Annotated in this window: 15 protein-coding genes and 2 pseudogenes; 9 read left to right on the plus strand and 8 right to left on the minus strand. The window is 68.6% G+C overall.

Annotated features, from left to right (window positions below; translation table 11 throughout):
- Positions 1 to 149 precede the first annotated feature (149 nt).
- From K6K41_RS18840 to K6K41_RS30015, 5 genes and pseudogenes are all read right to left on the minus strand, one after another.
- On the minus strand, positions 150 to 989 hold the full coding sequence (locus tag K6K41_RS18840; RefSeq protein WP_261401773.1) for an iron chelate uptake ABC transporter family permease subunit: 840 nt from the start codon (positions 987 to 989) through the stop codon (positions 150 to 152).
- On the minus strand, positions 932 to 2,089 hold the full coding sequence (locus K6K41_RS18845) for an iron chelate uptake ABC transporter family permease subunit (protein ID WP_261401774.1): 1,158 nt from the start codon (positions 2,087 to 2,089) through the stop codon (positions 932 to 934). The genes K6K41_RS18840 and K6K41_RS18845 overlap by 58 nt, the downstream gene beginning before the upstream one ends.
- Positions 2,082 to 3,017, minus strand: coding sequence for an iron-siderophore ABC transporter substrate-binding protein (locus tag K6K41_RS18850; RefSeq protein ID WP_428978607.1), 936 nt, complete (start codon positions 3,015 to 3,017; stop codon positions 2,082 to 2,084). Before K6K41_RS18850 ends, K6K41_RS18845 begins: the two co-directional genes overlap by 8 nt.
- Entirely contained in the window at positions 3,014 to 4,237 is a 1,224-nt protein-coding gene (locus K6K41_RS18855; protein WP_346433458.1) for a TonB-dependent receptor domain-containing protein, read from the minus strand. Before K6K41_RS18855 ends, K6K41_RS18850 begins: the two co-directional genes overlap by 4 nt.
- Before the next feature lie 533 nt (positions 4,238 to 4,770).
- Positions 4,771 to 4,977 (minus strand): annotated as a pseudogene (locus tag K6K41_RS30015) (TonB-dependent receptor plug domain-containing protein); the annotation flags it as partial.
- A gap of 456 nt (positions 4,978 to 5,433) precedes the next feature.
- Here K6K41_RS30015 and K6K41_RS18865 point away from each other — a divergent pair.
- The 3 genes from K6K41_RS18865 (at position 5,434) to K6K41_RS18875 (ending at position 7,672) form a co-directional block, all read left to right on the plus strand.
- A complete protein-coding gene (locus K6K41_RS18865) occupies positions 5,434 to 6,345 on the plus strand; it encodes a helix-turn-helix domain-containing protein (protein ID WP_261401776.1) in 912 nt (303 codons plus the stop codon).
- A gap of 101 nt (positions 6,346 to 6,446) precedes the next feature.
- Positions 6,447 to 7,211: a Trm112 family protein gene (locus K6K41_RS18870; protein ID WP_261401777.1), complete on the plus strand. Its 765-nt coding sequence runs from the start codon at positions 6,447 to 6,449 to the stop codon at positions 7,209 to 7,211.
- Entirely contained in the window at positions 7,208 to 7,672 is a 465-nt protein-coding gene (locus K6K41_RS18875; RefSeq protein WP_261401778.1) for a hypothetical protein, read from the plus strand. Before K6K41_RS18870 ends, K6K41_RS18875 begins: the two co-directional genes overlap by 4 nt.
- A gap of 2 nt (positions 7,673 to 7,674) precedes the next feature.
- Here the strand turns inward: K6K41_RS18875 and K6K41_RS18880 are convergent, their stop codons facing one another.
- The 3 genes from K6K41_RS18880 to K6K41_RS18890 form a co-directional block, all read right to left on the minus strand.
- On the minus strand, positions 7,675 to 9,588 hold the full coding sequence (locus tag K6K41_RS18880) for a caspase family protein (RefSeq protein ID WP_261401779.1): 1,914 nt from the start codon (positions 9,586 to 9,588) through the stop codon (positions 7,675 to 7,677).
- A gap of 141 nt (positions 9,589 to 9,729) precedes the next feature.
- Complete coding sequence (locus K6K41_RS18885; protein ID WP_261401780.1) at positions 9,730 to 10,791, minus strand: helix-turn-helix domain-containing protein; 1,062 nt, start codon at positions 10,789 to 10,791, stop codon at positions 9,730 to 9,732.
- 38 nt (positions 10,792 to 10,829) lie between these two features.
- The gene (locus K6K41_RS18890; protein ID WP_261401781.1) at positions 10,830 to 11,879 is read right to left on the minus strand and encodes a helix-turn-helix transcriptional regulator; all 1,050 of its coding nucleotides are present in this window, start codon (positions 11,877 to 11,879) and stop codon (positions 10,830 to 10,832) included.
- A gap of 686 nt (positions 11,880 to 12,565) precedes the next feature.
- Between K6K41_RS18890 and K6K41_RS18895 the strand changes: the two genes are divergently transcribed.
- The 6 genes and pseudogenes from K6K41_RS18895 (at position 12,566) to K6K41_RS18920 (ending at position 19,758) form a co-directional block, all read left to right on the plus strand.
- Positions 12,566 to 14,188 (plus strand): trimethylamine N-oxide permease, encoded by a 1,623-nt coding sequence (locus tag K6K41_RS18895; RefSeq protein ID WP_261401782.1) that lies wholly within the window; start codon positions 12,566 to 12,568, stop codon positions 14,186 to 14,188.
- 82 nt (positions 14,189 to 14,270) lie between these two features.
- Positions 14,271 to 14,867: a dimethylamine monooxygenase subunit DmmA family protein gene (locus K6K41_RS18900; protein WP_261401783.1), complete on the plus strand. Its 597-nt coding sequence runs from the start codon at positions 14,271 to 14,273 to the stop codon at positions 14,865 to 14,867.
- Positions 14,864 to 15,825: pseudogene (locus tag K6K41_RS18905) on the plus strand (PDR/VanB family oxidoreductase). The gene K6K41_RS18900 and the pseudogene K6K41_RS18905 overlap by 4 nt, the downstream one beginning before the upstream one ends.
- A gap of 175 nt (positions 15,826 to 16,000) precedes the next feature.
- Positions 16,001 to 17,041 (plus strand): heme-dependent oxidative N-demethylase family protein, encoded by a 1,041-nt coding sequence (locus K6K41_RS18910; RefSeq protein ID WP_261401784.1) that lies wholly within the window; start codon positions 16,001 to 16,003, stop codon positions 17,039 to 17,041.
- 192 nt (positions 17,042 to 17,233) lie between these two features.
- Complete coding sequence (locus K6K41_RS18915) at positions 17,234 to 18,364, plus strand: aminomethyl transferase family protein (protein ID WP_261401785.1); 1,131 nt, start codon at positions 17,234 to 17,236, stop codon at positions 18,362 to 18,364.
- 29 nt (positions 18,365 to 18,393) lie between these two features.
- The gene (locus K6K41_RS18920; RefSeq protein WP_261401786.1) at positions 18,394 to 19,758 is read left to right on the plus strand and encodes an NAD(P)-binding domain-containing protein; all 1,365 of its coding nucleotides are present in this window, start codon (positions 18,394 to 18,396) and stop codon (positions 19,756 to 19,758) included.
- The last annotated feature ends 20 nt before the right edge of the window (positions 19,759 to 19,778 follow it).

A 19,778-nucleotide genomic window follows, 5' to 3' on the forward strand; every position in this document is an offset into this window, starting at 1 on the left:
TGGTTTTATCGCACGTGGAATGCCAGTGCAATGAAGCAGAGACGTACGGTCACATTAGACTTTGGAGTATATATTTCGCGTCGCGACATAATCATCAGAAAACGCAATGACCTGACGGCGGACGTCGCGCGACTGCGGCGCGCGTTCGCTTATCGCCGGGCGAGCGAGGCCAGCAGATAGCCGCCGCCGATGAGCGAGGCGAACAGGCCGAGCGGAAGCTGGTAGGGGAAGATCAGCGTGCGCGCGAGCGCGTCCGCGGCCGTCATGAGAGCCGCGCCGATCAGCATGGCGCCGACGAGATGTCCGGCCGGCCGCACGAGCCCCATCGACCGGGCTGCGTGCGGCGCGACGAGGCCGATGAAGCTGAGCGGCCCGACGATCAGCGCGGCGGCGCCGGTGAGGGCCGCCGCCATCGCGATCAGCGCCGTCCGCGCCGCGCCGACATTGACGCCGAGCGCGCGCGCGCCCATCGCCCCGAGCGGAAGCACGTCGAGCCAGCGCAAAACGAGGGCGAGCGGAACCGCGAGCGCCATGAGCGCGGCGAGGCCCGTCGCCGCGCGCGACGCGTCCACCGCGTCGGCCGCCCCGGTCATCCAGGCCAGAAGCGCGAAGGCGCTCGGCGAGCCGGTGGCGATCACCGCGTTGAGGCCCGCCAGGCAAAGCGCGGAGATGCCCGCGCCGGCGAGCAGCATGCGCTCCGGCCCGAGCCGTCCGCCGCGCGCGACCGACAGCATCACGCCGAGCGCCGCGAGCGCGCCGACGGCCGAGCCCGCGGCCTGCATCGGCAAGGAGGCGGATCCGAACGCGACCAGCACGATCGCGAGGCCGACGCCGGCGCCTGCGCCCACGCCCAACGCTTCGGGGCCTGCGAGCGGATTTCCGGTCAGGCGCTGGAGGATGACGCCCGCGGCCGCGAGCGTCGCGCCGGCGGCTACCGCCGCCGCCGCTCGCGGAGCGCGGAAGGGCAGCAGGTCGAGCGTCTCGCGCAAGGACGAAATCGTCCAGCCATGGCCGTCGGAGCCGACGAAGAGCGCCGCCAGGACCGCCAGGACGCCAAGCGCCGCGAGGACGGCGAGCGTCCGCGCCGGATCGCGGCGCCTGGGCGCGCCGACCACGGTCGGGCGATCGGCGAGGACGAGGCGCGGCAGCAGCCACACAGCAGCGGCGCGCCGAGGACCGCGGTCGCCGCGCCGGTCGGGATCATCTCGTCCGACCCGACATGGCGCACGAGCGAATCCGCGAGCCAGAGCAGGACCGCGCCGATCGCCGGCGCGACCAGCAGCGTCTGGGACGAGCGCGCGCCCGCGAGCCGCGCGAAGGTCGGGGCCGCAAGCCCCACGAAGGCGATGAGCCCGACCTCGGCCGCGACCGTGGTGGCGAGCAGGACGCCGAGCGCGAGCGCCGAGATGCGGATCGCCGGCGTCGAGACGCCGAGGCCGCGGGCGCTGGTTTCGCCGACGACGAGGGCCGCGAGCGGGCGCGCCAGGAGCAGCGCGCCGACGCCCGCCACCGCGAGCGCAGCCGCGATCGCGCCGGAGCCGCGCCAGCCTTCCTGGGTGAGCGCTCCGCCGCCCCAGATCAGCAGCGCGAACAGGTATTCGCCGCGCGACAGGATCAGCGCGGCGGTGAGCGAACTCGCCACCATCGCCACCACCATGCCGCACAGCACGACGGTCGCCGGATCGAGCTTGCGCCGCCATCCGAGCGCGAGCACGAGCGCGGCCGCGCCGCCGCCGCCCGCGACGGCCGCCGCCTCCCGGCCGAGCGCGCCCACGGCGGGCGCGAAGGCGGCGAGGAGGCCGAGCGCGAGCTGGGCGCCTGCGAAGACGCCGAGCGTCGAGGGTTCGGCGAGCGGATTGTCGAGGGCGGCCTGCATCAGCGCGCCGGCGAGGCCGAGCGCGGCTCCGGCCAGCAGCGCCACCACGATCCGCGGCGCGAGGCTGTAGGCGACGAGCGCCTGGTCGGCGTCGGTCGCGCCGGCGCCGAGCCGCGCGAAGACGTCGTCGAGCGAGAGCGCGGCCGCGACCGCGGCGAGGGCCGCCCAGAGAAGGCAGGCGGCGACCGCCGCCCGGCGTCGGACGTCATGCATGGGGAAGCGTCGAGACGGCGTCGGCGAGAAGGCGCGCGAAACGGCGCGCGGCCGGCAGCGCGCCGTAGGGGTTCACGGGCGGCAGGCTCAGGAAACGCCCGGCCTTGATTGGCGGCATGGCGCGCCAGAGCGGGCTCGTGCGCGCCTCCTCGAGCGCCGAAGGCGGCGTCGGGCCGACATTGGCGACGATGGCGTCGGGCAGGTCCGCGAGCGCCTCGACGCCGACTGTCGGATAGGCGCCGAAGCGGGTCGGCGCGGCCCAGGCGAGGCCAAGGCCGAGCCGCATCGCCACGTCGCCGAACATGCTGTCGGCCCCGAAAGCTCTGAAATGCCGGGCGTCGCCGAGATTGATGACGAGCGCCGGGCGGCCGGCGAAGGGCGCGAGGCGGGCGCGGCAGGCGGCGATTTCGGCCTCGGCCTCGGAGATCGCGCGTTCGGCCTCCCGCTCGCGCCCGAGCCGGGCGCCGAGCGCGCGCGTGACTTCGACGGCGGCCTCGTAGGGTGAGCGGCCGGACTGGTAGATCGCGTAGCTCGCGACCGGCGCGATCCGGGTCAGGATGGGGGCGCGGGCCTCGTACCAGGGCGAAATCAGGATGAGATCGGGCTTGAGCGACAGCAGCCGCTCGTAGCTCAGCGTGCCGCGCAGCCCGAGATCGGCGACGCCGTCCGGCATGGGCGGCTCGATCGCGGCCTCGCGGAACAGCACGAGTTCGGCGGCGCCGACGAGCGGGGCCTGGAGCGCGAGCGCGGTCTCGAGCATCGCCCAGTCGATCGCGGCGAGGCGGGCGGGCGGCGCGGCGGATCGCGCGGCGGACGCCGCCTGAACGCACGCAAACGCCGCGGCTCCTGCGAGGAGGAGGCCGCGGCGGGTCGTTCCGTCAGTCTTGCGGGCGGCGGATGTCTCCGCCGCCGCGCGCTCGTCGATCACCACGTGTAGCTCGCCCTCACGAGCGCCCGGCGGCCTTCGCCGAAGGAGCAGACGTTGATGCCCTGGCAGCCCGAGACGAAGCGCTTGTCGAAGAGGTTCGTCACGTTGAGGCTGACCTTGTAGTTGTCCCACTGGTAGCGCACGGCGGCGTCGACCAGCGTGGCGTCCGGCACCTTGACGGTGTTCGGCTGCGTGGCTTCGGACTTGCCGATATAGCGCACGCCGCCGCCGAGGCTGAGGCCCTTCAGCTGACCGGCGGTGAAGGTGTAGTCGAGGAACGCCGAACCGATGACCTCGGGGACGAGGAACGGCTGCTCGCCCTTGAGCGAGACCGGCGCGCCGGTGACGGGATCGGCGCCGACGCCCTTCTGGATCTCCAGATCATAGGCCGTGAAGGCGGCGAGGAGCTTCCAGTTCTCGGTGAGGTTCGCCTGAGCCTCGAGCTCGAAGCCGCGCGAGCGCACTTCGCCGATCTGGTTCTGGGCGTTGAACGGGCCCGAGACCACGTTCTTCTTCGTCAGGTCGAAGACCGAGGCGGTGAAGATGGCCGGGAAGGCGGTCGGCGACCACTTGATGCCGGCTTCGTACTGGATGCCCGTCTCCGGCTTGAACGGCTCGTTCACGCCGCCGACGCTGTTGTAGCCGATCAGCGGGTTGAAGGTGCTGGCGACGCTGACGTAAGGCACGATGCCGTTCTCGAACTCGTAGCCGAGGCCGGCGCGGCCGCTGAAGCGCCCCTTCTCCATCTTCACGTCGTTGCTCAGGCGGGAGTCGCCGTCGAGCCAGATCCGGTCATAGCGGCCGTTCAGCGTCGCGATGAAGCCGTCGCCGAAGCGGGCCTGGTCCTGGATGAAGGCGCCGGCCTGATGGAGCTTCGAGGTCTGGTCGAGATAGGGGACGACGGCTGCGGCTGGTTGAGGTCCGGATTGTGGATGTCCACCGACGTGCCGATGCTCGAGGCCTGCACTTCGTCGATGATGTAGTACATCTTGTAGTCGAGACCCATCAGCAGGGTGTGGTCGATCCCGCCGGTGGAGAACTTGCCCACGAGGTTGTTGTCGGTCGTGAAGCTGAAGGTCTCGGTGTCGTGCGCGAAGTTGATGCGCGCGAGCTGGGTGTTGCCGGCGCTCGGACGGGCCGCGAAGCCGTAGCCGAACGGGTAGAGCAGCTGCTCCTTGAGGTGGCTGTAGGCGAAGCGCGCCTTGGTGTTGACGGTCCAGACGTCGTCGATGTCGTGGTTGAGCTCGTAGCCCACCATGAACTGGCGGCGGTCATGATCGTCGAGGTCGGGATCGGTGAAGTTGGTCTTCCGGCCGATCTTGCCGAGGTTGATGGTCCCGTCGGCCGAGGTCGCGTCCTTCACCGTGCCGTAATAGGGCAGGAAGTCGCCCGAGCCGTGGTTCTGGCGTGGGTGTAGTTGGCGTAGACGGTGTCGGTGCCGGCGTTCGGCGTATAGGTCGCCGCGCCCTGGGATCCGCGGATGCCGTCCTCGTGCTTGGCGTAGCCGTCGCCGCCCTCGAGCTTGCCGGTGACGCGGTACTTCCAGACCGGCGGCAGCGGGTCCCTTGGTGACGAGGTCGTTCGGGATGACCTTGTTGACGTCGAAGGCCGCGAAGGCCGTCGGGTAGTTGTCGATCCCGACTTCGACCTGGCTGAAGTCGGCGTCGAGCGGGCGCTTCGAGACGTAGTTGATGATGCCACCGATGTTGCCGCCGCCGTAGAGCGAGGCGGAGGCGCCGCGCAGCACCTCGACGCGCTCGACCAGATACGTGTCCTGGTAGAAGTTGCCGAAGGCGTAGGAGTAGAGCTGCATGCCGTCGCGATAGACGCCGGTCTGGGTCGCGTCGAAGCCGCGGATGTAAAACCAGTTGGTGTCGGTGTCGTCGCCGAAGGGCTGGCTGAACACGCCGGCCGAATAGCGCGTCGCCTCGTCGGCCTTCTGGGCGCCGAGGTCGTCCATCTGCTGGCGCCCGACGACGCCGACCGACTGCGGAATGAGCACGACCGGAGTGTCGGTCTTGGTGCCCGTGGTGGTGGCGGCCGGCACGTAGTTCACCGGGGCGACGCCCGATCCGTCGAACGCGATCAGATTGCCGCCCCCGCGGCCCTGAACTTCGATCGCGTCGAGCTGGGTGGTCCCATCGGCCTGCTGCGCTGCAGCATAGCCAGTGTGGGCCAGCGTCGCGAACGCAAACGCTCGCGAGCAGCGCGGCTCGCCTCTTCGATACGTAGATCACTTTAATCCCGACAATCTCAAGTCTTACGAGCTGCTAAGATCGATCGCTCTTTAGAATAGATATAATCTAATCTAAAGCCTTGAATCTTGACCGCCCCGATGCGGCCACTAAGAGTTCGGGGCGATGCTTCCGTCTTGCACATTTTTGGCTTTTGAATACTCGGATCCGCCGGTGTGCTCATGGCGCACCAGCGCCCGTCGCTTTGCGCCGCAGCATGGGGCGCCGGCATGACGCCGTTCCGGCCGAGGATGGTCGCCGCGCGCCAGGGCATCTCGGTCGTCGGCGGGCCGCTGACGCACGCCTCCGAAATCGGCCTCATCGAGATCTGGCGGGCGCGCTTCGAGGAGGGCGCGCGGGGCGAATACGTGTCCCGGGACCCGCGCCTGTTCGTCGTCATCGAGGAGCCGAGGGCCGAGATCGCGTTCGACGGCGGCGGGGGCGTCGGCCGGGCGGCGTCCCGCGGGCTCAGCGCCACCTACGTGCCGCCCGGCGTCGCCTTGTCGATGACGGCCGACGGCGCGACCGAAGTCCGACATCTCGACGTCCATTTCGACATCGACCGCCTCGGTCCGATCGACGGCTTGGATCCGACGAGCGTCGAGCGGCCCCGGCTGATGTTCCTCGACGCGCGCGTGCAGCGCTTCGCGCGGCTGATCGAGCGCGCCTGCGGGGAGGCCGGCGGCGCGCCCGGGCTTTACGGCGACGGCCTGCTCGCAGCGCTGGTGGCCGCGACCTTCGCTCATGTGGGGGCCGAAGCGAGGCGCAGCGCGCTCTCGGACCGCCAGTTGCGGCTCGCGCTCGACTACATCGAGGCGCGCTGCGCCGACACGATCCGTCTCGCCGAACTCGCCAACCTGACCGGGCTGTCGGAGACCTATTTCAGCCACGCCTTCAAGGCCGCGACCGGCATGCCGCCGCACCGCTGGCAGCTTCAGGCGCGGGTGCGCGAGGCCAAGCGCCTCGTCGGGCTCGGCGAAGCCTCCTTGAGCGACATCGCGAGCGCGCTCGGCTTTTCGGACCAGGCGCATTTCACGCGCGTGTTCCGCGACCTCGCCGGCTGCACGCCGACCGCCTGGCGACGCATGCGCTGAGGCCGGGCTGCGGGCGGCTCGCGAAACGGACGTTGCCGGATGAGCCGACCCATGGCTTTGATACAGCCTCGGCGGGAAACGGCCTCAGGCCCAAGAGCTCCGTGCAACACCAGACCGGCTGTCCCTATTGTCACGGGCCGCTCGCGGAGGGCGCGCTCTCGTGCCGGAGCTGCGGACGCGACCTCGTTCCGGTCCTGCCGCTGCTGACGCGCCTGTCGGCGCTCGAGGCGAGGCTTGCGAAGCTTGAAGACGGCGCGCTCGCCCGGCCGCTCGCGCTCGCGCCGCCGCCAGCGGCCGAGGCGGCGACGGACGAAACGCCGCCGCTGCCCGCCGCGTGGCGTCGCTACGAGGCTCTCGCGGTCGGGTTCGCGGCGCTGCTGGCCGCCTATGCGGCCGTGGTGTTCTGGCTCGATCTGCCGCTCGCCTATCTGCGGCTCGCCTCGATCATCATTCCGTTCGCCGCCGGGGTCGTCTATTTCGGCGTCCGGCCGCGCCTGAGGTGGTTCGACGTCGCGATCGCCGCATCCTTCGCGGTCGCCTCCGTCGCGACGATGAACGCGGCGCTCGCCTGGGTCGACGGCGTCCCGATCGCGCCGCAGGGCGTCGTGGCCTGGCGCGAAACCGTGTTCTACGCCTTGAGCATCGGAGCCTCGATGCTGACGGGCCTGCTCGTCGGCGTCCTGCGCGCGGCTCTGCGGGCGCGCGGGCTCACCTCGATCCCGCGCCTGCGCGACAGCCTGCTGTCAGGAAACGGAAAGACGCCGCTCGACACGCTGAAGGCGATCGAGCTGACGATCCTGATGGTCAGCGCCGTGATATCCGCCGTCACCGGTCTCGCGGCCGGCTTCATGGGGCTCATCCAATGACCGATCCCGCCCTCCGCGGCCGCCTCGCCCTCGCCGCGCTGCTGTTTGCGGCTTCGCCCGCCTCCGGCGCCGAGCCCGTCCGGCTGATCACGGCCGAGGAGGCGGCGTTGCCGCCGGTCGTGGCCTCGGGCGGCCAGCCGCGGAACATGACGCGGGGGCCGGGGATCGACCGGATCGCGCCCGCGATGGTCGGGCTGAAGGGCGAGCCGTTCCGCTTCGCGGTGAAGTTCAAGCCCCGCAACGGCGTGCCGATCGATCCGGCGAGCGTGCGCGTCACCTACCAGCGCGCGCCCTCGGTCGACCTCAGCCCGCGGCTCAAGCCCTTCGTCACCGCCGACGGCATCGAGGCCGCCGCGGTCGTCGTCCCGCCGGGCGCCCATGTGATCGAGATCGAGGCGACGGATCTGCAGGGGCGGGTGGGGCGCGCGCAGGTGACGCTGACGGTCGATCCGCCGAAGTGACGCTATTTCGCGGCCGGCGGCAGCAGCGCGACGGCGGGCGAGACCCCGTATGAAGCCGGCAGCTGCCGGCCTTCGGTGCGCTCCGAGACGCGCGCCGCGGCGCCGGTGACCACCGCCTCGAACGGCTGGCCCGGCGTCCCGAGCGTCTCGAGCAGGGCACGCACGAACGGGCTCTCGAGCCCGTCGCCGTCGAGCGCGACCTGTCCGGGCTGCGTCGAGTGCAGCACGACGCCGTTCGCAGGCGTCACGGGCGTCGCGGCCAGGCCTGCGCGGATCCGCTCCGGCGCCGGATCTGCGACGGCCGAGCCGCCGATCCCGCGCGACTGCGCCACCGCGCGCGCCTCCACGAACGGATCGTCGCGGCAGGCGTCCACGATCACGAGCGACCCGCGCCGGGCCTTGCCGGCCGCGGCCGTGAGGTCGGCGAGCGCGAGCGCGCGGGTCCTGAGATCCGCGTCGGTCTCGGGAACGGCGTTGACGGGGATCAGATAGTTGGCGCCGCCGGTCTCGACGCCGTGCCCGGCGTAGAAGACGAGCACGACGTCGGCGTCGCCGACGCCCTCCTCGATCGCCGCTGGAACGCCGCGCAGCGCCGCGCTGTCGAGGTTCTCGGCGATCTCGACCCGGTCGAACCCCATCTCGGCGAGGGCGCTCGCCATCACGGCGGCGTCGCGCCGGGCGTTCGGAAGGCTCGCGAGCTCGGCGTAGTCGCTCTCGCCGATGATGAAGGCGACGCGCTTGAGGCCGTCCGGCGAGCCCGCGCCGTCGGCGACGCCGGCGGTCTCGAAGCTGCTCTTGAACGGCCCGGACCCGCTTTTCTGGAGGGGCGTGGTCAGGCGCTTCAGGAGAAGCGAGGCGAGCAGCCGTTCGGGAAGATTCGGCGTCGCGCGCGTCTCCGCGAGGATGCGCCTGCAGATCGCGATCGCCTCGGCGCGCTTGCCGCGGCTTTCCTCGTAGCGCGCGAGGCCGATCGCCGCGTTCCAGTTCCTCGGGACGAGCTTCTGCGCCTCGCGATAGTGTTTTCGCGCGGCCTCCGGCTCCTTGAGCTTGTCGAGGGCGAAGTCGCCGGCGCGGATCAGCAGGTCGGCACCGATCGAGGCGGCTTCGGACTTCGGCAGGCCATCGGTCGCGCGCGCCGCGCCGAGAAGGCTCTCATAGGCCGCCCGGAGATCGCCGGCCCGCAGTTCCGCGCCCGATTTCGCCATCAGCGCGACAAGGCGATAGGGCCGGCCCGCGGCGGCGGCGGCCTCGAGGTCCGCGCGGGCGGGGCCAAGCCTGCCGAGCCGGCGCAGCAACTGGCCGCGCGCGAGCAGCGCCGTCGGCGCCGTCGGCTCGATCCCGAGCGCATGGTCGAGGTCGACGAGCGCGGCGCGGAGGTCGCCGGCGCGCTCGCGCTCCAGCGCGCGCTGGACGAAGGGCGTCGCCCCTTGCGCGTCGGAGCGCGTCGCCTGCTCGATGTCGGCCTGGGCCTCCGCGGGGCGGCCGATCGTCTGGTTGATGGTGATCCGGAGCGCGAGCGCCTCGTCCTTGAGAGGGCCCTCGATCGCGAGCGCGCTTTCGACGTCCTTGAGGGCCGGGCTCACCTGCTCGAGCGTCGGCGGCGCGTAGCCGGCGAACGCGCCGTCGCGCTTCGGCTTCAGCTCCGCGCCCTTCTGGACGACCTGCAGGAAGCGCATCAGGCCGCGGAAGAACGCCGCCTTCTGCCGGTCGGCCGGATCGGCGGCGGCGCCAAGCGCGCGCCCGCAGGCGGCCTCCGCCGCCGCAAGCTCCTTGAGCGGCAGCATCTCCTGCTTCACGCGCTCGTCGGCGCATAGCGCGATGTCGGACGCGGCGCGGGCGGGCGTTCCGGCCGTCGCGACTGCGAGGAGTGCGAGCGCGACCGGACCTGCGCTTCGGATGATGCCGCCCTTCGCCACGCCCGCACCCCGGCTTCGTCGCCCCGTCTGTCACCCCGCAGATCCAAGCGCATCTCGAGCGCGGTTCCAAGAACGACCGCAGGGACCGGCCGACTCCGCGGCTTCAGGTCCGCCGGAGGCGGACGGAGCCCTGGCGCGAGGTCACTCGGCGGTTCTGGCGCGGGCGAATTTCTGGACGAGCGCGCGCTCGGAGGCGACGCCGGCCTTGCGATAGATCCGCAGCTTGACGTTCTTCACCGCGCCCTTGCTAATTTCGAGCGTCTGGGCGATGGCGCCGGTGGTGACGCCGGCCATCACAAGATCGAAGACCGCCTTTTCGCGCGCCGTCAGGCCAGGATCCGGCTCCGCCCGGTCGGCGGCTTTGGCGCGCGGCGTGAGAACGAACATCCGGCCCGCGGGCGCGAGCGGAAAGTAGTCGTCGAAGCGCTCGACCTTGAGCGTGTGGCCGGCGAGATCGATGGAGCGCGCGTCCGTCGCCGCGGCCACGGCTTCGGCGATCGAGGCGTCGGCCGCCGTCGCTTCGCGCCAGGACGGGGTCGCGAAGATCTCGAGCCCCATCCGGTCCTGCACCAGAGTCGGGCGCGTGATCAGCTCGCTGTCGGTGACGTCGCCGGCGTAGCGCAGCCTGTCGAAGATCCGGCCGACATGCGTCTTGTGGAAGCCGTCGAGCATGGGAAACACGAGACGGCTCCGCTCGATCTCGGCCTCGGTGAAGCGGCCCTTCTCGCGCTCCAGGAACATGCCGAGCGAGGAGTGTCCGACGGTCGAGAAGAAGATCCCGAGTTCGTCCGTGATCTTGGCCGCCGCCTTGAACAGGCGGCTGTAGGGCTGCGGATCGATCGGCCCGCCGCGCGCGCCGAAGCTTGCAAGCGAGCGCACGCCCGGCTCCTCGTACCGTTTCCAGTGCGCCGAGAACGGATCGAGCGCCGAGCAGTTGGCGACATAGAAGTCGACGACGTCCGCCGGAACGTTGGCGGTGTAGATGACGTCCGGCGGCGCGCCGCGTGAATAGCGGATGATCCAGCTGGCGCTGTGCGGGATGGTGGCGCCGAACAGCTCGACCAGAAGCTGGTGGAACCGGTCCGTCCCGATCGACGACGCGACCTCGCCGACCCGGCGAAACCATTCCGCCTGGCCGAGCCGGATGGGCCCGGCCACGGCGTCCGGCGAAAAATTCTCGGCTTCATCCGACTGACGCGTCATGGGCTCTGCCCAAATTTGCGGCAGACCAACCGCCGTGCTCACGGGTGAGCCTCATAGAGCGCCATCAATTTCGTGACCAGCGCGGCTTCGGTCGTGACGTCGGCCTTGCGGTAGATCCGCATCTTGCAGTTCTTCACCGAGCCGACCCCGAGGCCGAGCGTCTCCGCGATCTCGGCGGAGTTCCGCCCCTTCATCACGAGATCGAGGATGTCGCGCTCGCGCGGCGTGAAGATCTGCAGGACGTTCGACAGCACCGCGTCGTCGGTCGCGCCGCGCGGCCGCGGCTCTATCACATACATGCGGCCGCCCGGCGCGAGCGGGAAATCGGCTCCGAGCGCCTCCGCCTTCAGGACGGCGTCGTCGAGCTCGACTTGGGGAAGCGGTCCGCCCCGCAGCGCGCCGAGCTGCGCGGCGAGCGCCGGATGGGCGGCGAAACGCTCGTTCCAGGCGGCGTTCGACCAGACCGGCTCGGCGGAGCGGTCCTCGATCAGCGTCGGACGGTCGATCATCGCGGTCACGTCCGCGCCGTCGTCGTAGCGCAGTTCGTTGAACATCCAGCCGAGATGCGCGCGGTAGAAGCTTTCGAGCGCCGGATACATCAGCTGCGCCCGCGCGACCTCGGCGCGCGTGAAATGACCGGAGACGCGCTCGAGAAAGAACGCGAAGCAATTGTGCGCGGTGGCGGGAAAGATCACGCCGAGCTCGTCCTCGACCTGCGCCGCCGGCAGGAACAGCCTAGTGTAGAGCAGGTACTCGACGCTCTCGTCGCGCAGGGTCTCGAGCGTGAAGACGCCGGGCTCGCGCGTCGCCTTCCAGCGGCGGGAGAACGGGTCCACGCCGCCGCATTCGTTCATGTAGACGTCCATCGCGTGGCTGCTGACGTTGTGGGTGTAGACGACGTCCGGCGGCGCCTCGCCCGAATAGCGGATGATCCAGACGGCGTCGCTCGGGATGCTCGCCTCCAGCAGCGCGATGAGCTCCCGGTGGAAAAACTTGGTGCCGATCGACTGGATGACCTCGCCCGCATGCGCGAACCAGTCCGGCGCGTCGATGCGGGGCAGCGCGGACCGCGCTTCGGTCGAGATCATGCAAGGGAACCTAAGCGTTCTCGCGCGTCGAACAAAGCCGCGATCACGCCGTCCCGCGCAAGTTTGAGAGCCGTTCCAGACCGGATTCGCGAGCGCCCCGCGATCGATAGGCGTGCCCAATGGTGCCATTCGTCACCATTGCGTCATCAGCAAAGCGCGGGGATGCTCACTTCAAAATAAGAAAGACTCAAGGGAACGCCTAAGCTAACGCAGGCCATCCGCGTCTCCGAAAAATTTCGGAGCGCTGCGCTTCCCTGCGCCGAAGATCTCCATCCCTTGCGTCTCAAGCAACGCATCGCCGTCGCATGCTGAAAGCTTGCGTTCGGCGACGCCATGGGAGGGCTTCGCATGCGCTGCACTTGCTGCCGCAAATATCGGCGCTTCAGCCTATTTTTTATTCAGAAGAAAAACTTTTGACATGGGCGATAATTGCTGCATCATCGCGGCAAGATCGCGAAGACGCAGTCGATCCGGCCACGGACGGGCGTGTCGTCGATGCTTACGGACTACGACGTCAGACCAATGCTTTCGAGCCGCGACGGACATCATGCCGACGCGGCGGCGAACTCTTGCGGCGCGCCGGAAACGGCTGCGGCGTTCGGGGCTCTATGCCTTGAACGCTGCGCCTGGGCGCATGCGAAAGCTCGCGGAAGCGCCATGCATCGTGACTGCAACGGGGTAACAACATGACAATTGCGGCCGGCGACATCAGCGTGGCGGGAGGCGAGGAGCGCCAACTCTCACGCAGCATCAACTGGACAGGCGCGTTCTGGGTGGCGAGCGGGGTGCCGCCGCTGGTCCTGTTCTCGATCGGCGGCATCGCCGGCACGACCGGCACGGTCGCGTTCGCGATCTGGGCCGCGTCGATGTTCATGGGCTTCCTGCAGTCCTTCATCTACGCCGAGATCGCGGGCCTCTTCCCGAACAAGTCGGGCGGCGCCTCGATCTACGGCGCGGCCGCGTGGGTGCGCTACGCCAAGCCCGTCGCGCCGCTTTCGGTGTGGTGCAACTGGTTCGCCTGGTCGCCGGTGCTCTCGCTCGGCACCTCGATCGCCGCCGGCTACATCCTCACCGCGATCTCGCCCGACGCGGCCTCGGCGCTGCGGACCTGGACGCTGTTCACGGGCTCGCTCGGGCCGGTGTCGTTCTCGTTCAACGCCGCCTTCTTCATCGGCGCGGCGCTGATGCTGATGACCTTCTGGATCCAGCATCGCGGCATTCTCGACACCGCCAACACCCAGAAGTTCATCGGCCTCCTGGTCATCATCCCGCTCGCGATCGTCGGCATCGCGCCGCTGCTGCAGAACGGGGTGAACTGGGCGAACTTCACGCCCTTCGTGCCGCTCGCCGAGGCCTACAAGCCTGAGCCCGGCTCCTGGAACATCGCCGGCTGGACGCTGGTGCTCGGCGGCATGTTCATCGCCGCCTGGTCGACCTACGGCTTCGAGACCGCGGTCTGCTACACGAGCGAGTTCAAGGATCCGCGCAAGGACACGTTCAAGGCCATCTTCTTCTCGGGCCTCCTCTGCATCGGCTTCTTCGTGATCGTGCCCTTCACGTTCCAGAGCCAGCTCGGCCTGACGGGCATGCTCGAGACCCCGATCGTTGACGGCTCGGGCGTCGCCGCCGCGCTCGCTCACATGGTCGGCGGCGGTCCGATCATCGAGAACGCGCTGGTCATGCTCATGATCCTCGCGCTGATCCTGTGCCTGATGACCGCGATGGCCGGCTCCTCGCGCACGCTCTACCAGGGCTCGGTCGACGGCTGGCTGCCGAAGTACCTCTCCTTCGTGAACCACAACGGCGCGCCCACCAACGCCATGTGGACCGACCTCGCGGTCAACTTGGTCCTGCTCGCGATCGCCTGCGCCGACGCCACCTCGTTCTTCTTCATCCTGGCGGTGTCGAACTGCGGCTACATCATCTTCAACTTCCTGAACCTGAACTCGGGCTGGATCCACCGGATCGACAACGGCCACATCGACCGCCCCTACAAGGCCCCGACGGTCATCATCGCGATCGGCACGATCTTCGCTTTCGTCAACGCCGTGTTCATGGGCGCGGGGGCGAAGGTTTGGAATCCGATGGCGCTGTGGGCGGGCCTGATCACGGCCGCGCTCATCATCCCGGTGTTCCTGTTCCGCCACTACGTGCAGGACAAGGGCAAGTTCCCGGCCAAGATGCTCGAGGACCTCGGCGTCGGCGAGCAGAACGCGATCAGCCAGCGCAAGGCCGGGATCCTGCCTTACCTCACGCTGCTGGCGGGCGTCGCCACGGTGCTCATCGCCAACTGGGTCTTCCAGCTCTGACGCATCGCGTCCCGGCCCCGGCGCGGCGACGCGCCGGGGCCTCTTTTCGCCACGCCTCGAAATAGCTGAGCAGAGAGACTTCGTGTCCGCCATCAAAAGCCGACCGATCTATCCCGGACTGAAGCTTGACGAGAGGGCGCGCCGCCACCTCGTCGCGGCGGAAGGCGAGGGCGCCCTCGCGGTGATCGGGACCTTCAAGGGCGAGCCCGCCGCGCTCGCCGCCACGACGCTGATCTACACGCCCGGCGGCTCCGCGGGGCAGGGCCACGAGGACGCGCTCGCGGGCCTCGGGGTCGGGACGCTGCATGTGGCGCCCACCCAGGAGACCGCCATGGTGCGGCTCAACAGTTTTCTCGCCAACGCCGTCATGGGCACGCGTCTCTACGCGGCCGGCGTCGAGGGCTTTCTCGGCAAGGTGATCGCGTCCGGCCTCGAGCACGGCGTCGACCATCAGTCGATCTATACCGAGCATCGCGGCTCGCTCGCCCGGCGCGTCCAGTGCGTCCACTGCAAGGGCGTCACCGAAGACGTGACCGCGACGCCCTTCGTCTGCTCGCATTGCGGGCTGAACCTGTTCGTGCGCGACCACTATTCGCGACGGCTCGCGGCCTTCCAGGGCGTCGTCGTGGATTGCGAGGAGCCCGGCGCTCTTCCGGCGAAAGAGGAGCTCTACCTGTGAGCGGCGGCGTCGAACTGAAGGTCCGGGTTGCCGAGATCGAGCAGGCGACCGACACGGTGAAGCGCTTCCGCTTCGTCTCCGTTTCCGGCGAGCCGCTGCCGACCTATTCGGCCGGTGCCCATGTCATCGTGACGATGTCGGACGACGGCCGCCGGATCAAAAACCCCTATTCGCTGATCGACCGCGCCGAGGACGGCTCGAGCTACCGGATCGGCGTGCTGCGGACGCAGGACTCCCGCGGCGGCTCTAGGTTTATGCACGAAAAGGTCGAGGTCGGAACCGAGCTCACCATCGCGATGCCGGTGAACCTGTTCCCGATCGTGCGGACGGGCCGCAAGCACATTCTGGTGGCGGGCGGCATCGGGATCACGCCGATCCACGCAATGGCGGCGGAGCTCAAGAAGCAGAGCCTCCCTACGAGATCCACTACGCCATGCGCTCGGCCGCCCACGGGGCCTTCGTCGAGGAGCTCGGGAACGCCCATGGCGACAAGCTCCGGCTCTACCGCGACGACTGCAGCGAGATCATCGAGGTGGCGAAAATCCTCGCCCACCAGCCGCTCGGCACGCATCTCAATGTGTGCGGGCCCGAGGGCATGATCGACGCGATCCTGAAAGGCGGCCGCGACGCCGGCTGGCCCGACGAGAACCTCCACGCCGAGCGCTTCCTGTCGCCGGCGGGCGGCGAGCCGTTCTCGGTCACGCTCGCGAAAGCCGGCATCACCGCGCAGGTCCGCTCCGACCAGAGCCTGCTCGAAGCGATCGAGGAGGCGGGCGTCGACGCCCCGTATCTCTGCCGCGGCGGCGCCTGCGGCCAGTGCGAGACCGTGGTGCTCGGAGCCGACGGCGAGCTCGACCACAAGGACCACTACCTCACGGACGAGGAAAAGGCCTCGGGCCGGAAGATCATGATCTGCATGTCGCGCCTGAAAGGCCGCGAACTGGTGCTCGACCTGTGAGCGCGGCCTGCACGAGCCGAGCGCGTGCTTCGAGACGCCCGGCTCCCGCCGGGCTCCTCAGCATGAGGTCGGTTCGCGCTTTGGCATTCTCCCACGCCCCTCATGCTGAGGAGGCCCGAAGGGCCGTCTCGAAGCACGCAGTCGGGCTGATCCAATACTCGAACGGAGCCGCCCGATGACGATCCAGTTCAAGACCGAAACCTTCCGAGACGACTTCACCTTCTCGAACTCGCCGGAGGCGATCCGTCGCTTTCCGTTCCCGTTCGACAAGGATCATTACATGTACGCGGTCAACATCGAGCAGCACATGCCGGGGCCGATCAAGTCGGCGACCGAATTCCCGATCGACATCGACGAGCACTACGTCGCCGAGATGGCCGACCGGTCGCTGGTGCTGAAGCAGGACCCGCTGCGTTGCCAGTCGCTGCCGCACATGATCACGGCCGAATGGGACCTGCTCGAGCTCCTGATGGAGTCGATGTCGAAGCACTATCCCGAGCACTTCACCCTGACCAAGGACGGCGACCGCTGGCATTGGATCAACCGGCCGCTCGGCATCGACCAGCAGTTCACCTTCGGCGACACGGCCACGCTGCCCTATCCGCCGATGGAATACGTCACCCGCCAGTGCCAGGGCGACTTCAACCTGATCGACCAGAGAAACGACAATCTCTGGATGGACGCGGGCATCATCACGTCCCAGGCCGACTGGTCGCTCGACTTCGACCTCGGCATGAACTTCATGGAATGGCACGCGCCGGTGCCGATCGCCCATGACATCGGGGTGTTCGACCGGGCGCTGAAGTTCCTGCTGAACCTTCAGCAGGGCCGGCCGGTGCGCCGCCTCAACTGGACGATGACCATCAATCCGCGGCTCGATACGTCGCCGGAGAACTACCACAAGTGGGGCGTAGACCGGACGACGGTGACGCCCGAGAACGTCGGCGACAAGGTGCATCTGCGCGTCGAGCTGCAGGCGCTGTGGCGGCTGCCGCGCTCGAACGCGATCGTGTTCTCGATCCGCTGCTACCTGATCAAGATGGAAGAGCTGGTGACGATCCCCAAATGGGCGCGCCGCTTCCACCGCGTGCTGCGCGACCTGCCGGACCAGATCGCCGACTACAAGGGCACGACCCGCTACCGCCAGACCGTGGTCGACTGGCTGGCCAAGCACGACGACGGCGCGCCGACCTCGCCGGGCTTTTATCCGGACTGAAGGAGGCGCCTCGCTCCGACCGGACTGCGTGCTTCGAGACGCTTTGGCTGACGCCAAAGCTCCTCAGCATGAGGGAGGTCGGAGCTTGGCGTCCTCCCCGGTCCTCATGCCTCGAGGAGGCCCGAAGGGCCGTCTCGAAGGACGCACTTCCGCTGATGCAACAATAAACGTCAGACAAGAACGGACATTTCGATGGGACCCGCCGACTTTCCCCGCAAGAACGCGCTCGAGAAGATCCACCTGGATCTCGGCTCAAAGCTCGACAGCGACTGGAACGGGATGCCGATCCCGCAGCATTACTCGACCTGCCCCTATGAGGAGACCGCGACCGTCCGCACGAAGGCGGGCCTGTTCGACGTCTCGGGGCTTCGCATGATCAACGTTTCGGGCGCCGACGTCGTCGCCGTGCTCAACAAGATGCTGACCTCCGACATGGCCAAGCTGAAGGCCGGCCAGTCGGCGATCTCCAACATCGTCAACGAGAACGGAAACCTGATCGACGACGTGCTGGTCTATTGCGACGGGCCGACCGAGTTCCGTCTCTCCCACGGCGGCGGCGCGCTTGAGGACGTCATCGACGGCTTCTTCGCCGGCTCGTCCTCGACCTGGGCCAAGGACGACGACGTCCACATCCTCTCGCTGCAGGGCCCGCTCGCGCTCGACATCCTGAAGCCGCACGCCGAGAAGGACATCACCGGCCTCAAGTATTTCGAGCATTCGCCCAACGTGCTGTTCGGCAAGCAAGTGCTGATCGCGCGCGGCGGCTATTCGGCCGAGCGCGGCTACGAAGTCTTCTGCTCGGCGGCCGACGCGCCGGTCATCTGGGAGAAGATCATGGAGGCCGGGAAGAGCGCCGGCATCTGCGCGGCGTCGTGGGACTGCCTCGACATCGTCCGCGTCGAGGGCGCGCTGCTGTTCTTCCCCTTCGACATGCCTCATGGCGACGAGACCCCCTGGGAGGTCGGCGCCGACTGGACCGTCGACCTGTCCAAGTCTGACTTCAACGGCAAGGCGGCGCTCGAGAAGCGCAAAAGCGACATCCGCTTCGCCAATGTCGGCGTCGAGATCGACGCCCATGAGGCGATCGAGCCCGGCGCGAAGCTCTTGAAGGACGGCAAGGACGTGGGAACGGTCAACTCGACCACCTACAGCCGCTATCTGATGAAGTCGATCGCGCTTGCGCAGGTGACGCCGGACCTGACGGCGATCGGAACCGCGTTTACGGTGAAGTCCGAGAAGGGCGAGTTCTCCGCCCATGTCGTGCGGACGCCGTTCTACGACCCGCACCGCCTGCGCACGCACCCGCTCGAAGAGCGCGCCTGACGCTCGCCGTTCAGTTCAAGGAGGATGTCATGACCCAGCGTATCGCCGTCATCGGCGCCGGCCCGAGCGGCCTCGCCGCGCTCCGCGCCTTCGAGTCCGCCAAGCAGAAGGGCGCCGAGGTTCCCGAGCTCGTCTGCTACGAGAAGCAGTCGAACTGGGGCGGTCTGTGGAACTACACATGGCGCACTGGTCTCGACGAGTTCGGCGAGCCGGTCCATGGGAGCATGTACCGCTATCTCTGGTCGAACGGCCCGAAGGAGTGCCTCGAATTCGCCGATTACGGCTTCGAGGAGCACTTTGGCCGGCCGATCCCGAGCTATCCGCCGCGCGCGGTGCTGCACGACTACATCGCCGGCCGCGTCGAGAAGTCCGGCGTGCGCAAATACTGCAAGTTCAGCCACGCCGTGAAAGGCGTGACCTTCGACGCCGAGACGGAGAAGTTCACCGTCACGGTGAAGGATCTGGTCGGCGACCGGGTGTTCTCGGAAGAGTTCGACTACGTCGTGGTGGCCAACGGCCACTTCTCGACGCCGAACATCCCGTATTTCGAGGGCGTCGATAAGTTCCTGGGCCGCGTCATGCACGCCCATGACTTCCGCGTCGCGGACGAGTTCGCGGGCAAGCACGTGCTGATGATCGGTTCGAGCTATTCGGCCGAGGATATCGGCACCCAGTGCCACAAATACGGGGCGAAGCGCGTCACCTTCAGCTACCGCACGCGGCCGATGGGCTTCGATTGGCCGGAAGGTTTCGAGGAGAAGCCGCTGCTGACCAAGGTCGTCGGCAACACCTGCTATTTCAAGGACGGCACCCATGTCGACGGCGTCGACGCCATCATCTTCTGCACCGGCTACCTGAACTATTACCCGTTCCTGGACGACGAGCTGCGCCTGAAGACCCGCAACCGGCTGTTCCCGCCGAACCTCTACAAGGGCATCTTCTACGAGGGCAATCCGAAGCTGCTCTACATCGGCGCGCAGGACCAGTTCTACACCTTCAACATGTTCGACGCGCAGGCCTGGTACGCCCGCGACGTCGTGCTCGGCCGCATCGCGCTTCCGTCTCCCGAAGAGATGCGCGCCGACTGGCAGAGCTGGATGTCGCGTGAAGAGGCGCTCGAAAACGCCGACCAGATGATCGACTACCAGACGGACTATGTCCGCGACCTGCTGGAGCCCACCGACTATCCGCGTCTCGACGTCGACATGTGCGCGCGGCTGTTCAAGGAGTGGGAACACCACAAGGCCGAGGGCATCCTCACCTACCGCAACCGCTCCTACCCTTCCACGCTCACCGGCACCGTCGCGCCGGTGCACCACACGCCGTGGATGGATGCGCTCGACGACAGCCTCGAGGCGTTCCTGAACCAGCCCGCGAGCCAGGCGGCGGAGTAGCCTCAAGGGGCGTCATCCCG

Origin of the sequence: Chenggangzhangella methanolivorans (assembly GCF_019797865.1) — a bacterium.
In the GTDB taxonomy this organism is placed as follows: domain Bacteria; phylum Pseudomonadota; class Alphaproteobacteria; order Rhizobiales; family Methylopilaceae; genus Methylopila; species Methylopila methanolivorans.

Excerpts from the sequence above, each read along its gene's own strand:
- K6K41_RS18845 (WP_261401774.1), bottom strand. The coding sequence starts at position 2,089 with ATGCATGACGTCCGACGCCGGGCGGCGGTCGCCGCCTGCCTTCTCTGG.
- K6K41_RS18865 (WP_261401776.1), top strand. The coding sequence starts at position 5,434 with ATGGCGCACCAGCGCCCGTCGCTTTGCGCCGCAGCATGGGGCGCCGGC.
- K6K41_RS18875 (WP_261401778.1), top strand. The coding sequence starts at position 7,208 with ATGACCGATCCCGCCCTCCGCGGCCGCCTCGCCCTCGCCGCGCTGCTG.
- K6K41_RS18885 (WP_261401780.1), bottom strand. The coding sequence starts at position 10,791 with ATGACGCGTCAGTCGGATGAAGCCGAGAATTTTTCGCCGGACGCCGTG.
- K6K41_RS18890 (WP_261401781.1), bottom strand. The coding sequence starts at position 11,879 with ATGATCTCGACCGAAGCGCGGTCCGCGCTGCCCCGCATCGACGCGCCG.
- K6K41_RS18895 (WP_261401782.1), top strand. The coding sequence starts at position 12,566 with ATGACAATTGCGGCCGGCGACATCAGCGTGGCGGGAGGCGAGGAGCGC.
- K6K41_RS18910 (WP_261401784.1), top strand. The coding sequence starts at position 16,001 with ATGACGATCCAGTTCAAGACCGAAACCTTCCGAGACGACTTCACCTTC.
- K6K41_RS18915 (WP_261401785.1), top strand. The coding sequence starts at position 17,234 with ATGGGACCCGCCGACTTTCCCCGCAAGAACGCGCTCGAGAAGATCCAC.
- K6K41_RS18920 (WP_261401786.1), top strand. The coding sequence starts at position 18,394 with ATGACCCAGCGTATCGCCGTCATCGGCGCCGGCCCGAGCGGCCTCGCC.